The organism is Gilliamella sp. G0441 (assembly GCF_050589305.1).
Lineage (GTDB): Bacteria > Pseudomonadota > Gammaproteobacteria > Enterobacterales > Orbaceae > Gilliamella.
Map to the genome: position 1 here is coordinate 98852 of NZ_JBNRJF010000002.1, position 15114 is coordinate 113965.

The 15114-nt window shown below is 33.4% G+C and carries 15 protein-coding genes and 1 tRNA gene; 10 read left to right on the forward strand and 6 right to left on the reverse strand.

Going from position 1 to position 15114, the window contains the following annotated elements:
* Nucleotides 1–10 precede the first annotated feature (10 nt).
* Nucleotides 11–1096, forward strand: coding sequence for a ribonuclease D (gene rnd, locus ACKJXD_RS02675; RefSeq protein ID WP_430875453.1), 1086 nt, complete (start codon nucleotides 11–13; stop codon nucleotides 1094–1096).
* Between the two features lie 84 nt (nucleotides 1097–1180).
* Here the strand turns inward: rnd and ACKJXD_RS02680 are convergent, their stop codons facing one another.
* The gene (locus tag ACKJXD_RS02680) at nucleotides 1181–1873 is read right to left on the reverse strand and encodes a 5'-methylthioadenosine/adenosylhomocysteine nucleosidase (RefSeq protein WP_430875454.1); all 693 of its coding nucleotides are present in this window, start codon (nucleotides 1871–1873) and stop codon (nucleotides 1181–1183) included.
* 98 nt (nucleotides 1874–1971) lie between these two features.
* Here ACKJXD_RS02680 and ACKJXD_RS02685 point away from each other — a divergent pair, with 98 nt between their 5' ends.
* Both ACKJXD_RS02685 and ACKJXD_RS02690 read left to right on the forward strand, forming a co-directional pair.
* The gene (locus ACKJXD_RS02685) at nucleotides 1972–2742 is read left to right on the forward strand and encodes an SDR family oxidoreductase (protein WP_430875455.1); all 771 of its coding nucleotides are present in this window, start codon (nucleotides 1972–1974) and stop codon (nucleotides 2740–2742) included.
* Nucleotides 2743–2769: 27 nt separating this feature from the next.
* On the forward strand, nucleotides 2770–3639 hold the full coding sequence (locus ACKJXD_RS02690; RefSeq protein ID WP_430875456.1) for a co-chaperone YbbN: 870 nt from the start codon (nucleotides 2770–2772) through the stop codon (nucleotides 3637–3639).
* 57 nt (nucleotides 3640–3696) lie between these two features.
* On the opposite strand, the gene map is transcribed toward ACKJXD_RS02690, so the two are convergent.
* On the reverse strand, nucleotides 3697–4485 hold the full coding sequence (gene map, locus ACKJXD_RS02695) for a type I methionyl aminopeptidase (RefSeq protein ID WP_220217207.1): 789 nt from the start codon (nucleotides 4483–4485) through the stop codon (nucleotides 3697–3699).
* Between the two features lie 218 nt (nucleotides 4486–4703).
* Here map and rlmC point away from each other — a divergent pair, with 218 nt between their 5' ends.
* The 4 genes from rlmC to ACKJXD_RS02715 all read left to right on the forward strand — a co-directional run bounded on the left by rlmC (nucleotide 4704) and on the right by ACKJXD_RS02715 (nucleotide 9171).
* On the forward strand, nucleotides 4704–5852 hold the full coding sequence (gene rlmC / locus ACKJXD_RS02700; RefSeq protein WP_430875544.1) for a 23S rRNA (uracil(747)-C(5))-methyltransferase RlmC: 1149 nt from the start codon (nucleotides 4704–4706) through the stop codon (nucleotides 5850–5852).
* A 181-nt stretch (nucleotides 5853–6033) separates the two neighbouring features.
* Nucleotides 6034–6558, forward strand: a complete 525-nt coding sequence (locus tag ACKJXD_RS02705; RefSeq protein ID WP_430875457.1) for a HugZ family protein — start codon at nucleotides 6034–6036, stop codon at nucleotides 6556–6558.
* A gap of 265 nt (nucleotides 6559–6823) precedes the next feature.
* Entirely contained in the window at nucleotides 6824–8383 is a 1560-nt protein-coding gene (gene gshA, locus ACKJXD_RS02710) for a glutamate--cysteine ligase (RefSeq protein WP_294827760.1), read from the forward strand.
* A 5-nt stretch (nucleotides 8384–8388) separates the two neighbouring features.
* On the forward strand, nucleotides 8389–9171 hold the full coding sequence (locus tag ACKJXD_RS02715; protein WP_430875458.1) for an endonuclease/exonuclease/phosphatase family protein: 783 nt from the start codon (nucleotides 8389–8391) through the stop codon (nucleotides 9169–9171).
* Here ACKJXD_RS02715 and ACKJXD_RS02720 read toward each other — a convergent pair.
* From ACKJXD_RS02720 to rnhA, 3 genes are all read right to left on the reverse strand, one after another.
* Nucleotides 9149–10408 (reverse strand): transglycosylase SLT domain-containing protein, encoded by a 1260-nt coding sequence (locus tag ACKJXD_RS02720; RefSeq protein ID WP_220217202.1) that lies wholly within the window; start codon nucleotides 10406–10408, stop codon nucleotides 9149–9151. The two genes, ACKJXD_RS02715 and ACKJXD_RS02720, sit on opposite strands and share 23 nt — an antisense overlap.
* Nucleotides 10409–10450: 42 nt before the next feature.
* On the reverse strand, nucleotides 10451–11179 hold the full coding sequence (gene gloB / locus ACKJXD_RS02725; protein ID WP_294827755.1) for a hydroxyacylglutathione hydrolase: 729 nt from the start codon (nucleotides 11177–11179) through the stop codon (nucleotides 10451–10453).
* Nucleotides 11180–11260: 81 nt separating this feature from the next.
* Nucleotides 11261–11734, reverse strand: a complete 474-nt coding sequence (gene rnhA, locus ACKJXD_RS02730; RefSeq protein ID WP_220217200.1) for a ribonuclease HI — start codon at nucleotides 11732–11734, stop codon at nucleotides 11261–11263.
* Between the two features lie 182 nt (nucleotides 11735–11916).
* Between rnhA and dnaQ the strand changes: the two genes are divergently transcribed.
* From dnaQ to ACKJXD_RS02745, 3 genes are all read left to right on the forward strand, one after another.
* Entirely contained in the window at nucleotides 11917–12657 is a 741-nt protein-coding gene (gene dnaQ, locus ACKJXD_RS02735; RefSeq protein WP_220217199.1) for a DNA polymerase III subunit epsilon, read from the forward strand.
* 112 nt (nucleotides 12658–12769) lie between these two features.
* Nucleotides 12770–12846: transfer RNA gene (locus tag ACKJXD_RS02740), tRNA-Asp, on the forward strand.
* Between the two features lie 267 nt (nucleotides 12847–13113).
* Entirely contained in the window at nucleotides 13114–13500 is a 387-nt protein-coding gene (locus tag ACKJXD_RS02745) for a YbaN family protein (RefSeq protein WP_294827750.1), read from the forward strand.
* Between the two features lie 46 nt (nucleotides 13501–13546).
* Here ACKJXD_RS02745 and ACKJXD_RS02750 read toward each other — a convergent pair whose 3' ends face one another.
* The gene (locus tag ACKJXD_RS02750; RefSeq protein ID WP_430875459.1) at nucleotides 13547–14599 is read right to left on the reverse strand and encodes a dihydroorotate oxidase; all 1053 of its coding nucleotides are present in this window, start codon (nucleotides 14597–14599) and stop codon (nucleotides 13547–13549) included.
* Between the last annotated feature and the right edge of the window lie 515 nt (nucleotides 14600–15114).

A 15114-nucleotide genomic window follows, 5' to 3' on the forward strand; every position in this document is an offset into this window, starting at 1 on the left:
TAGGGATTAAATGTTGACGTATCAATTTATCACTAATAATGCTCAACTTTCAAATTATTGTTTAGCAATTAAGAATAGTTCAGCTATAGCATTAGATACCGAATTTGTTCGAACTCGAACTTTTTATCCTCATTTAGGCTTACTTCAGGTATTTAATGGTGAATTTTCTGCCTTGATCGATCCTATTGCAATCACCGATTGGCAATGTATAATCGACATTTTTCGAAATGATGCCATTGAAAAATATTTCCATTCGTGCAGTGAAGATATTGAAGTATTTATGCATCATTTTGATTGTGTCCCAACGCCAATCATTGATAGTCAAGTTCTTGCTTCTTTTTTAGATAATCCATTAAGCAGTGGTTATGCCAGCTTAGTTAAAAAATATCTTAATATTGATCTTGATAAAAGTGAAACCCGTACAGATTGGTTGAAACGACCATTGACAGACAAACAGTGTCAATATGCGATTAATGATGTGATATACCTGTTTCCGTTAATACAAAAACTCAAATCACAATTAATCAGCAATCATTATTTAGCTGCCGCTTATCAAGAATGTCAAATGGTTATAGGTCGCAAGTGTGAGGTGATCAATCCGGAGGATGCTTATCTTAATATTAAAAATAGTTGGCAATTGAAAGGTAAGAGTTTAGGGCAGTTATATAAATTAGCGAGTTGGCGCTATCAATTAGCTAAGCAGCAAGATATTGCTGTAAACTTTGTGGTCAAAGAAGAGGTATTGTGGAAAATAGCCCGTTATTCACCCTCATCCTTGTCAGAACTTGATAAATTAGGATTGCATGGAAAAGAGATTCGGTTATATGGTCAACAGATTCTGAATATTTTATCTGAGCCTATTCCAGACATTCCAGCAATACGTCGTATTAATAGTTATCCTGATTATAAGGTGATCACAGATCAACTAAAAAATGTAGCTGTCAAAATTGCCTCACAAACGGGGCTTAATCCAGATTTGTTACTATCCCGACGATTAATAAACCAATACGTGAAGTGGAAGATTGATAAAAAAGGGCAGGATCCAGAAATTTTATCAGGCTGGCGAAAACCTTTATTTGAACCCTATTGCCAATAAATGTTGCAAATGAGCAGAGCAGATCATATCTGCTCATTTAATATGACATGTTTTTCAATTATCAATGTCTAAATTTGACAACAACTAAGCAAGTTCAGTTAGCATTGATTCGACAATTAATGAAGATTGCGTTGCAGCCAATTTTAAGAAAGATTGGAAATCAACGGCTGATTCACTATCACCATTATCCGAAATTGCTCTAACCACCACAAAAGGTATCTGATATAACCAACAAACATGACCAATAGCAGCCGCTTCCATCTCAACAGCGATAGCATAGGGAAATGTTTGCTTAATTCGTTCCAGATTGGTTTTTCCATTGATAAATGCATCACCACTACCGATCGATCCTTCAATAGCGTTAACCCCTTGTTTTTTAATGCACTCTTTGGCTAAAGTTTGGTAAGTTTCACTTGCCTCAAATGCAATCGGGCATCCTGACATTTGACCTGGTTGATAACCAAACGCTGTCAAATCCACATCATGATAAAATACATTTTTCGATACCACGATATCGCCAATGTTTAATGCTGTTGATAGTCCACCTGCTGAGCCGGTATTGATAACTGCGTCAACTTGATAATTGTTTAATAATAGGGTGGTGCCTGATGATGCTGCGACTTTTCCAATACCTGATTGAAGGAGTACAATTTCACAATTGGCTATTTTTCCAAGATGAAAATCGCAATTTAGATGGCGTTCCACTCTATAATGGGTAATTTTACTTTTTAATATCGCAACTTCTTCTTCCATTGCGGCAATAATAGCGATTCTCATACAATCCTCATGACTACGTTAAGTAACTTAAATTAAGATGTGATATCATAATTGCTATAGGCTAACTTGACAACATACAACTATCTGGGAGAAGAGAATTGCGCACAATATTTATAACGGGCTGTTCAAGTGGAATAGGGCTGATTTCGGCTGTTGCACTCAAACAACGAGGATATCGTGTTATTACTTCTTGCCGTAAAAACGAGGATCAAAAAAAACTTATTGACCAAGGATTTGAAGCAGTGATTCTTGATCTCAATAATCCTGATTCAGTCACTCAAGCTGCTAAGGAAGTGTTAGCATTGTCCAATAACAAGTTATATGGTTTATTTAATAATGCCGGGTTTGGTGTATACGGTCGATTAAATACAATCAGTCGTGAGCAGTTAGAATCTCAATTTTCAACTAATTTTTTTGGTGTTCATCAATTAACTCAATTGCTCTTACCCGCCATGATTCAACATAATGAAGGACGAATCATACAAACCAGTTCAATCGTTGGTATTATTGCAACACCGGGACGAGGTGCTTATTCAGCCAGTAAGTATGCTTTAGAAGCATGGTCAGATGTGTTAAGACTTGAATTGGCCAATACAAATATTAAAGTGTGTTTGATTGAACCCGGTCCATTAACAACAGCTTTTTCAAGAAATGTCAATCAAACAGAAAAAACACATCGGATTGAAAATCCACCAATAGCTAAACGATTTACCTTACCGCCCGAGGCCGTTTTGCCATGTTTATATCATGCCCTTGAGCATCGCAAACCTAAAATACGTTACAGGGTAACAAAAGTAACCCAGTTAGCGGCGATTGGCAAACGTTTGCTTCCGGATAGATTAATGGATAGAATTTTACTTAATAAATAATGAATCTTAATATTCTTAGGACATAATATGCAAAACCCATTTATTTTTGATGTTAATGAACAAAATATTCAAGAAATTTTGGAAAAATCAACTAAACAGCTTGTGTTATTTTATTTTTGGTCGCCAAGAAGTCCAAATTATGAAGAAATGACACAAACATTGACAAAATTAGCTGATGAATATCATGGTCAATTTATTTTAGCGAGTGTCAATTGTGATGAGCAGCAGATGTTGGCTGCTCAGTTTGGATTACGTGCCATTCCGACTGTTTATTTATTCCAAAATGGTCAACCCGTTGATGGTTTTCAGGGGCCTCAACCCGAAGAAAAAATCCGTGAATTACTCACTAAAGCGCTGCCTAATGAAGATGAACTTAAGTTAATCGAAGCACAAAAACTATTCAGTGAAGAAAAATATGAAGAAGCTTTGCCATTATTAAGACAAGCATGGAAGAATTTAAAGGATCATTTAGGTAAGCCAAGATCCGATATTGCTTTCATGTTAGCCAAAGCACAGATAGCATTAAAGCAGTTAGCGGAAGCAAAAGACGTTTTAGCTTCTGTTCCATTACAAGATCAGGATACTATATATCATGGTTTACAAGCTGAAATTGAGTTATTGGAACAGGCTGCAAACTCTCCTGAACTACAATTATTACAAGCTGAATTAGAAAAACACCCGGATAATGTAGAGTTGATGATCCAATTATCATCACAACTAATGCAAGTCGGGCGCCAAGAAGAAGCACTTGAATTACTATTTAAGCCTCTTACTCAAGATCTTAATGCCGGTGATGGACAAGTTAAGAAAACCTTACTTGACCTTTTAGCTGCGTTAGGCACAAGTAATCCGTTAGCGGCTTCTTATCGCCGGAAACTTTATACATTACTCTATTAAGCTAACATAAAAGAAAATCATGATTCAACAATAAAATTTATTGCTGAATCATTGGTTTTAGTGTTCGATTACTCGAGGAAAGTTTTCATTACTGCGTAACGTTAATACTTCAACACCATTATCAGTAACTAAAATGGTGTGTTCATATTGTGCAGAAAGTCCATGATCTTTGGTTTTTACTGTCCAGCCGTCTTTCATTGTTCGAGTACGCCAGTCACCTGTGTTTACCATAGGTTCAATGGTGAATGTCATACCTGGTTTTAAAATAACTCCACCGTCATCAGCATCATAATGTAAAACTTGGGGTTCATCGTGATAAACTTCACCGATTCCATGACCACAATATTCTCTAACAGATGAAAACCCAAATTTTTCTACATATTTTTGAATTGTTTTGCCGATTTCTCTTAATCGTAAACCCGGTTTAATAATTTTTATCGCTTCATACAAGCTTTCTTGTGCTACTTGGCATAATTTTTCGCCAGCAACGGTTGGTTTTCCTGCAATATACATTCTCGATGTATCACCATGATAGCCGTCTTTGATAACAGTGACATCGATGTTAAGTATATCACCATCTTTTATTTTTTTATCAAAACTTGGGATACCATGGCAAACAACATCATTAATTGAAATACAACTGGTATGTTGATAACCGCTATAGCCAATATTAGCTGGGATAGCTTTTTGGACATTGACGATATACTCGTAACAGATTTTATCTAATTCACCTGTCGTAATACCCGGTTTGACATAGGGTTCGATCATTTCTAATACATCGGCAGCAAGTTTGCCGGCGACACGCATTTTTTCGATTTCTGTTGGTGTTTTTAACTTAATAGACATTAAATTGTTCCTGTAATGTTAATGGCTATATCCTATCATATAGCACTATGACGTCAAACCTTGGTAATGAAATAATTCAATACCTTTATGAAAAATAATTAATTTTTATTTTCAAAAAGTCAGTTTCAGGCTGTCTTTTATGCTTTGGCTTAAAATAACTAATCTTTGAAACAATTTAATTATATAATAACTTATTATAAAACGAGGTTATGACTATAATGCAGTGTCGCTATTATCAGCAAAAGAAATGTTTATCATGTAACTGGATCAATTACCCTTACGCCACTCAACTTCAAGAAAAACAGAGTAATTTATTAGAAAAAATAACGGAGTTTAACCCTAAAGAGGTTAAACCCCCCGTTGCTAGCTCAGAAATGGCTTTTCGTAATAAGGCAAAAATGGCCGTACTTGGCACCGTTGAAAAACCGATATTAGGTATGGTAAATGGTAATGAAGCTATTGACCTTTGCGATTGTCCGCTTTATACCCCCAGTATGCAAAATATTCTCAAAATGGTACGAACGTATATTCGTAAACAAGGTTTAGTTCCTTATAATATCAATAAGCGAAAAGGGGAATTGAAGTTTGTGATAATTACTGAAAGCACAATCGATAATATAAGCGGCTTTATGATTAGGTTTGTTGTGAGATCACATAAATATCTTGAGAAAATCAGGAGCTCATTGCAACAACTTCAAAACAATATTGATAATTTACAAGTTGTTTCAGTTAATATTCAACCCAATCATTCAGCTATTTTAGAAGGTGAAGAAGAAATTGTCCTTACCCAAAATAGTTATCTGACTTTTACATTGAATCATATTCCACTTTATATTAAAGCTAAAAGTTTTTTCCAAACCAATACCAATATTGCCAAGAATCTTTATCAAACAGCGAGTGATTGGGTAAATAATTTAAAAATAAGCTCCATTTGGGATCTATTTTGTGGAGTAGGTGGTTTTGGTTTACATTTAGTCAATTCTTCAAATAACAAGAATATAGAATTAACGGGAATAGAAATTAGCCCAGATGCAATAGAGTGTGCTTCACGCTCAGCACATGAAATGGGTTTTACGCATCTCACATTTAAATCATTAGATGCAACTCAATATAGCATAGCACAACAGAATATACCTGACTTAGTGTTACTCAATCCACCAAGAAGAGGAGGTGGAGAAAAATTAATGCAGTTTTTAGCTCAGGTGAAACCTCATTATATTTTATATTCAAGTTGCAATTTATCATCATTGGTTGATGATTTAAATTTGTTACCTGATTACCAACTGATTAATGTTCAATTATTTGATATGTTTCCTCATACTTCACATATGGAGGTGTTAGTATTGTTGGAAAGAAAGGATGCGTAAGGATTAATTATGCCTTTTATGACTTCATCAGCACTTTATCATATAATAACGTTATAAAATTAATGCATAATTGATGTTATAAGAGGGACTAAAATATTACCTAATATAAACTAGCGTTATTAAGTTACTTTGAAATATTAATAATTGCATAGAATTGAATCAAAAAATAAAGGAGATTTTAATGGCTGAGTCCAACAATGAGATAGTTCAAAACACAATAAATAGCCTTCATGAATCCGTCTTATCGGTCATATTATCGACCACTAATCAAAACGGAGAGGTCGAAACAAGTTATTCACCTTATTTTTTTGATGGTAAAGATTACTATATACTTATTTCTGATTTAGCTCCGCATAGTCAGAATATCAAGGGTAATGCCAATATCTCAGTGTTTATTATTGAAGATGAATCTCAAACAAAGAACATCTATGCTCGTAAACGTTTAAGCTTTCAAGCATCAGCTGTTATGATCGAAAAAGATTCCGAAATGTTTAATTCTATTATTGAGCAATTTGCTTTACGAGTCAGTAAAATGGTTTATATGTTGTCCGAAATGAAAGACTTTAATTTATTTAAAATTTCACCGATGCAGGGCAGATTGGTTATTGGATTTGGTAAAACCTATCAAATCGATCATCAAAATAATAGTATAACGCAAGTTGATGAAAGCTATATTGCCAATCAAAAAGCACAACAACAGAGTTAAAACTTTGCGAAATTGATGATATCTAATTGTTTTACATTAAAAGGAATGCGGATGATTACCCATTCCTATCCATGAAATAGACAAGATTATTAAATTTCGATTTATGACTTAACTATAAATAATAAATAGTATTATTGATGGTTTTAATCTTTAAAATAAGTTCAAATCTGATAGCGCATGAGTAAAAAACCAAAATTACCAATAGAAGCTTGTAAATTATGATAATATTAAATATATAAAACTCAATTTAGGATAAACAAAGATTATGATACCTGATGTTTCTAAAGCACTTAATTGGTTAGAAAAACATTATACGATTTTACAAGGTATTCAACGTGGACTGGAACGAGAGACCTTACGAATTTTACCTGATGGTTCTTTATCTAAAACGCCTTTTCCCAATAAAATTGGTTCAGCTTTAACTCACCCTTGGATCACAACTGATTTTGCTGAATCGATGCTTGAGTTTATAACCCCAGTAAATACGAACATTGATTATATGTTAACGTTTTTACGAGATTTACATCGTTATGCCAGTATTAATATTGGTGATGAAATGATGTGGCCACTGAGTATGCCGTGTTTTGTTGCCAAAGAAGACGATATTATTTTAGCGCAATATGGTTCTTCAAACGAAGGGCGTTTTAAGACACTTTATCGTGAAGGTTTGAAAAATCGATACGGTGCGATGATGCAAACTATTTCAGGTGTCCATTACAATTTTTCATTACCTACGGCATTTTGGCAGGCAAGAGACGGGGTAAAAAATACTGAAGAGGGTAAAGATGTCATTTCCGAAGGCTATTTTACTTTAATTCGTAACTATTATCGCTTTGGTTGGGTAATTCCGTATCTTTTTGGTGCATCGCCATCAATGTGTTCTTCATTCATTCAAGATCCCGAAAAAGCGAAAGCATTTATCGAGCAAACCAATGGTAATTGCTACTTACCTTATGCCACTTCTTTAAGGCTTAGCGATATTGGATATACCAACAATGCTCAAAAGCAATTGGGTATTACGTTTAATCATTTGGATACTTATGTCGAGGGATTAAAACGTGCAACCAAAACACAATCACCTGAATTTAGTCGTCTAGGTATTAAAGTTGATGGTCAGTATCGTCAATTAAATGATAAAGTCTTACAAATTGAAAATGAGTTTTATGCGCCTATTCGTCCTAAACGTGTTCCTAGGGCAGGGGAATCACCTTCAGATGCATTGCTACGTGGGGGTATTGAGTATATCGAAGTAAGAGCTTTAGATGTTAATCCATTTTCACCAATCGGGATTACAGAAGAACAAATTCGATTTATCGATTTATTTTTAATCTGGTGTGCATTAGCACCAGCACCAGAAATGAGCAGCCAAGAGCTTGAGTGTGCAAAACTAAACTGGAATCGAGTAATTTTAGAAGGTCGAAAACCGGGTATTGAAATAACAATGGGGTGTGGAAGTTATCATGAACCAATGGCCAAAGTAGGTCATCAATTATTTAAGGATTTATTGCGTGTTGCCGATGTTTTAGATCATCATGATGAAAAGCAACACTACCGTAAGGTTTGTGAGCGACTTGATATTATGTTTGATCACCCCGAATTAACCTTATCAGCAAGAACATTACAAGCGATTAGTGATTTGGGTACAGCTAAATTTGGTTTAGCTTTAGCAAGTCAATATAAAAAACAGTTATTATCAGAACCTTTAGCCGTGTTAACCGATAATGATTTTGTTCAACAACGTTATTTGTCACTCGAAAAGCAAGAAAAATTAGAACAAAATGATAAACTATCATTTGATGAATATTTAACTCTACAAAATAAATAGTTAATATGTTTAAGCATCGAGATTATACCTTACGCTATCGGGCAAATAGTCAGGTTGAAGTTATTTTACCTAATAATCAGATTGTTATTAATAAACCTCTAATTGATAAAACCTCTTTTTCAATTTTGGTTTGGAATATCTTCAAGCAAAAAAGAGCTGATTGTATAGAGATTTTAGAACAATATGCCAGCAAAGCTAAATTGATTTTATTGCAAGAAGCTCAAACAACTCCTCAATTGTTGAATTTTATTTCACGACAAAATAAGATAGCCGATCATGTACCAGCTTATTGCTTTAACAATATTTATGCTGGGGTAATGACAATAACAGACACAGTACCGACTTATTTGTTTTCATTCAGGGAAAGAGAACCGCTTATCCGAGTACCAAAATCTGCTTTAATAACAATTTATCCTATTTTTAATTCAAATCAACAATTGCTTGTTGCAAATATTCATGCGGTTAACTTTAGCATTGGCGTTAAAAGTTATCGGCAACAAATGCACATGTTATTAAATCGAATTAAGGAGCATAAAGGACCTGTAATTTTAGCAGGAGATTTTAATGCTTGGAGTCAGCAACGATTAAATCTTTTGTATCAGTTAGTGGAAACGATCAATCTTAAGCCAGTAAATTTTAGTATTGATATCAGAAAAACGTTTATGGGTAGACCACTAGATTTTGTATTTTATCGAGGGTTACAATTAGATACCGCTAAAATAATAAGTACGACAGCATCTGATCATAACCCTTTGTGGGTCACTTTTAAATTGGATCTACAACATTGATGGTCAATACGTCACCCTCTTTAATTGTTGGGTTTTTCATATTATTCCACGTTAAAATATCTGTCATTTTTACTCGATAATTTTGTGCTATCGAATAAAGGTTATCACCAGCTTTGACTTGATAAGAAATCTGCTTTTTAGCATTATTAGCAGAATGAAGTAATGTATTCTTATTATTAATTCCACTGATAACTGATGATTTTATTGTTGCTGTTTTTACTTCAAATGGCATCATGTTTTGTGGCACATTTTGTAGAAGTTCTGTAATTTCTGCCGAAACAAGATTTTGAGCCCGTAATTTTTGATGTAGTTCTTTTGCATAAGAATAAGGAACTAGCAAATGGAACGGGCCGTTTACTGTTTGTTGCAAATATCCGGCATTAAAACTTTTCAAATTATTAATTGGAATACCAGTGAACTGAGCGATTTTAGCTAATGAAATATTCTGAGACACATCAATTCGAACTAATGAGTTTTCATAGCTACAATCAGGTAATTTGATACCGTAACGTTTGCTATTTTTTACAATATCAATTATTGCTAAAATTTTCGGGACATAACGCATAGTTTCGTTTGGCAATTCAAGTGACCAATAGTTAGTAGGTAATCCATTGGCTTGATTTTGTGCAATTGCTTTTCTAATGCGTCCTTCACCAGCATTATAGGCAGCTAGCGTTAATAACCAATCACCTTTAAAACGTTTATTCAGGTTTTGCAATAATGTAATAGCTGAATTTGTAGAAGCTATAAGATCTCGACGCGGATCGAATGAACCACTTTTCTTCAAACCATACTCTTTTGCTGTAATTGGAACAAATTGCCATAATCCAGCCGCTTTACCTGCTGAAGTTGCTAATGGATCATAAGCACTTTCTATTAATGGAATTAATGCTAATTCAACGGGTAAATTATTCTGACGAAGTTGATCAATAATATAATAAACGTAAGGCTCTGAACGAAGAGCAATCGTTTCAAAAGCTTGAGGATTACGTAGTAACAGTTGTCTCTCTTCTTTTATGCGTTTATTTTCAGGAACTTTAACATTAATCTGGCTTAACATATAATGCCAAGGATTTTGGGTGATAGATGTATAGTTTATGCCACCACTTTTAATTCCGCTAGTAACGACTGGTTTCGAGTTATGTGTTTGATAGTCACTACTATTATATTGAGATTGATGGTTCTGGCACGCAACTAAAAACGAACATAATGCTGTGAATATAAATAACTTTTTCATTACCTTATTACATTAAACATTTATTAAAACCGTGTATTATACCTAAAAAATATCCTTTTGGCTCCTAAAAAAAACAAATAAGTCTAACTCATTGTTAAAATTTAACTTATTTTGTATCTTTTTGTCTTTGCATCGTAGAAAAACATTAATTTGTTTTTCATCTCTTAAAATAGATGGCAAAGTAATTGATTTATTACAAATTAAATTATAATAGGCACTAATTTTAGTGTCATTTGGTAACATGTTTAGTGCAAAATCGAGATTAGATTTTGTATATTCATGACCTGCACAGATTAAGGTATCATCCGATAATTGGGCTAATTTGTTAAGTGAATTTAGCATTTGTTGATGTGTACCTTCAAAAACACGACCACAACCAGCCGAAATTAGCGTATCTCCACAAAAAAGATAAGGCTGACAATAGTAGGCCAAATGACCTAATGTATGACCAGGCACTGGAATGATCTCAAATGTGAAATCAGCAATAATTAATTTATCTTTATTTTCTATATATTGGATGGATAAAGGAATCTCTTTGGGTCCATATACCTCAATAGAATTAAACTCTTTTTGTAGTCTTACCACGCCACCAATGTGATCTATATGGTGGTGAGTAAGCAAAATTGCAAGGGGGGTTAAATTATGTTGATGTAGATAGTTAAAAACAGGTTCGGCAGCACCCGGGTCAATGATAATAACTTGTTTAGCATTATTCTCTAATAACCAGACATAATTGTCTTTTAATACTGGGATTATGTGTAATTTATACATAAATAAAATCCATGCTATTAAGTGACATTTGATAACTATAATGGGTAAAACATAATGTTAAATGATGTTGTTTAAACCTCATTACGCTAAATTTGACTGTTCAAAAAAAGTATCCACTAAAGTAGGGGACTCCGCTTTAGATTTGGCAATGATATCACATTGTTCATTTTCAGGGTGCCCGGCGTGACCTTTTACCCAAATCCAATCGATTTTATGTGCTTGTACTGCTTTATCAAGTCTTATCCATAAATCAACATTTTTGACAGATTTGTTATTTGCAGTTTTCCATCCATTTTTTTTCCAGGTATAAATCCATTTTGAAATGCCATTTTTCAAATATTGGCTGTCGGAATAGAGATCGATTTGACAAGGCTCTTTTAATTTTTCTAAAGCGATAATTGCTGCTAATAACTCCATTCTATTATTAGTCGTGTTGAAATATCCTTCAGATAATATTTTTTCAGTTTGTTTGTATCTTAAAATAGCGGCATATCCGCCTGGCCCGGGATTTCCCAAACAAGAACCATCTGTAAATATTTTTATATTTTTCATCATGTTATTTGAACTTTGACAGTTGTGTCAATCGTTGAATTGCTTATAAATAAAATATAACACAATATCGAAAAAAAATTTAATTTGTTATTAAGTTAATTGTTGGTGTATCAACATTGGTCTGTTTTAGTGATAAACTAATCTACTTATAAACATTCCGACGACTAAACAATTAAGAGAATAACGTGATAACTCATTCTACTCGCCAAATTGTACTCGATACAGAAACAACAGGTATGAATCAAGATGGCAATAATCATTATGAAGGACATAAGATTATTGAAATTGGTGCTGTTGAGATCATCAATCGCCGTTTAACGGGCAATCATTTTCATGTCTATATTAATCCTGAACGCTTAATTGATGAAGAAGCGTTTAAAGTCCATGGTATAAGCAATGAAGCTGTTAAAAATGAACCGATATTCAAAAATATTGCCCATGATTTTATTAAGTTTATTGACGGTGCTGAATTAATTATCCATAACGCATCGTTTGATGTTGGGTTTATGGATTATGAGTTTCGTCTTTGTGGTTTAGATTATAAAACTGCTGATCACTGTATTGTTACCGATACCTTAGCAATGGCAAGACGCCTATTCCCTGGTAAACGGAATAATTTAGATGTACTTTGTGAACGCTATCAAATTGATAATTCTCATCGTACACTTCATGGCGCTTTACTCGATGCTGAGATTTTAGCTGAAGTATATTTAGCTATGACAGGGGGACAAACAACGTTGTCTTTCAATATGGATGAACATAATTTAGCTAATGGTGAAAACAGTAATACTCTTCAGAGAATAGAGCGAGGAGCGACTCCGTTAAAAGTCATAAAAGCATCTGAATATGAATTGTCAGAACATGAATCGGTTTTATCCAAAATTGATAAAAAAAGTGGCGGAGCATTATGGCGCGCCAGTAAATGATTGTTTTCTATTCAATTGATTTCATATTTTAAAATATCTATTGACGTCATCGAAAATAATCTTTAATATCACGCCTACTTCAGCAGTGATGTCTTGAAGTAGTCTAAAAAGCGGAGCGGTAGTTCAGTTGGTTAGAATACCTGCCTGTCACGCAGGGGGTCGCGGGTTCGAGCCCCGTCCGTTCCGCCAATTTCATCAGTTTTTCCCCATAATGTTTTTTCTAGTTCATTTATATAAAATGAATAAATATTTAATTTATTTATAATTTGCCTTCTTTTTTCAATATTAAAACTAATTTAAAATTAAAATTACTGAAATATGTTATACTTAAGTTGTCACACAATGAATAATTTATCCTAACACTAGGCGTAATGATAAAGTTTTTTCTGACATTAAATTCATGCTTTGTTATTCGCAATCACAAATTTTATGAATTATCTATAAGTATACTTAGTTATGTTAAAAAAATGGTTATTTATTATTATAGGTGGAGTTTCTTTTTTGCTGGGAACAGTAGGCATTTTCGTGCCACTTTTGCCAACAGTGCCTTTCTATTTGTTAACAGCATATTTGTGGCTTAATAGTTCAGAACGTCTTTATCGCTTTTTTACTCAAAGTCATTATTATCAAACTTATATACAAAAGATGCTTATTGAGAAGAAAGCATCTAAAAAAAGTTTGTTTAAAATGCTAGCTATGGTTTTTATCGTATTATTAATCCCATTTATTTTTATTCATTCCTTGCATGTGCGCATTATTTTAGTAATCGTTTTTTTTGCGCATATTGTTGTTGGCTTTTATTATTTTAGAAAAAAGAAAATATATAAAAATAAAAAACGGTAATTACAGGGTACGTTACCCTGTAACGATTATGAACATGGTTAACAATCTATTGAAGACTTTTCTTAATTTCTATAGCAAGAAGCGGATTCCACATGGCTCCTGTCGCACTCATTACAGCATCAGCCCCATTTTTAATGAATTGGTGATAATGTTCACTGTTGCTAACTCCACCAACACCTATAATGGCAAATTTTAAATCCATTTGTTTACGATATTTATCAAGGCGACTCACCATATCTAAACCGGCCCAACGAATTGCATCACCACAAATTCCACCTTCTTTTCTGTTTTCTCCTAAAGCTGGTTGACCGTTTGCATTAACAGGTTTTGCAGATAACGTATTAATAGCACTTAATCCATCAATTATCGAACCGACTTTTGTAAGTAATGAAATAATTCTTTCATCATCTGGGAAATAGGCTAGTTTCAATATAAGTGGACGATCGGGGACGGTATTTTTGATTTCTTTTACGATACGTTCTACTTTATCCACATCAAAACAGAGTAATTTACTTGCTCCTTCGTTTGGACAGCTTAAATTTGCTTCTAGAATTGGGGCATTAGTTTCTCTTACTAATTTAGCGGCTAACGCATAATCTTTTTCTATTTCGCCATGTCCTTGTGTTCCTTGAAAACTACCAATAACATATTGTCCTTGACCTGCAGCTTTCACAGCATCAGCCATATCAGGTTGCCAAATATCAGGAGCAAGAGAAGGGACACCAAAGGAATTAGTAATCGATAAAGGTTGAGTATAATTTGTATCTGCTAAGACAGTATCAAGATTACTGGATAATTTACCGTTAGGATGAACAGATAAAACATTGGGTAATGGATGACATTTATGAAATTTTGTTCTAACAGTTTTATAAACACACAAATCAAACCCATAAGCAAAGGCAGCTTTAATATAATTTGCATTTAATAATGGACCGGCTGGCATTCCAAAAGGTAGATTGACATCAAAATTCAAAAATTTGGTCGATTCGGTTGTCAATTTTTCTGCTTTTTCAAGTTGAGAAAATAGCCCAAAAGGTCCTTTGGCATAGTTATCTTCATAACTTATAGTCGGATCGTAAAATGGTGTCAAAGATTTCATAACATCTCCTGTTTGATGAATGTGCTGATAATATTGATAGTTAGATTAGGAATTAGAAGAATAACGATAAAATTTGAGATAAAAAAAATCCTCCATAAAGGAGGATCAAATAACATGGCTAAAAAAGAACAATGAGTGAGTTTTGATTGTTGCCTGGAAATTATCATATTAATCATCTCTTATTCTCTTTTTAATAAGCTACAAGGCATTCTAGCCGATTAAAATGAAAGTTCAAGATAATAGTTGGTTTAAATATATAAGTAAATGAAATAGTTATAGTGTTTTTTTTTAGATTTTTAAATGCTATTTTTTATTCAAAAATAGGAACTCAGCTAAATAATAAGCAATATCGTTTTTTAATATAACGATATCTTTTCTAAAACACTAATAAATATATAAAAAATGTTGTCTAAAAAATAATACTTCAGAACATCAAAAGTCTTTTTCTAAGTAGAGAATGTCAATAAGTAATGATATGATCACCTTAGTAAATAAATCTGAATAAAATAATTAGG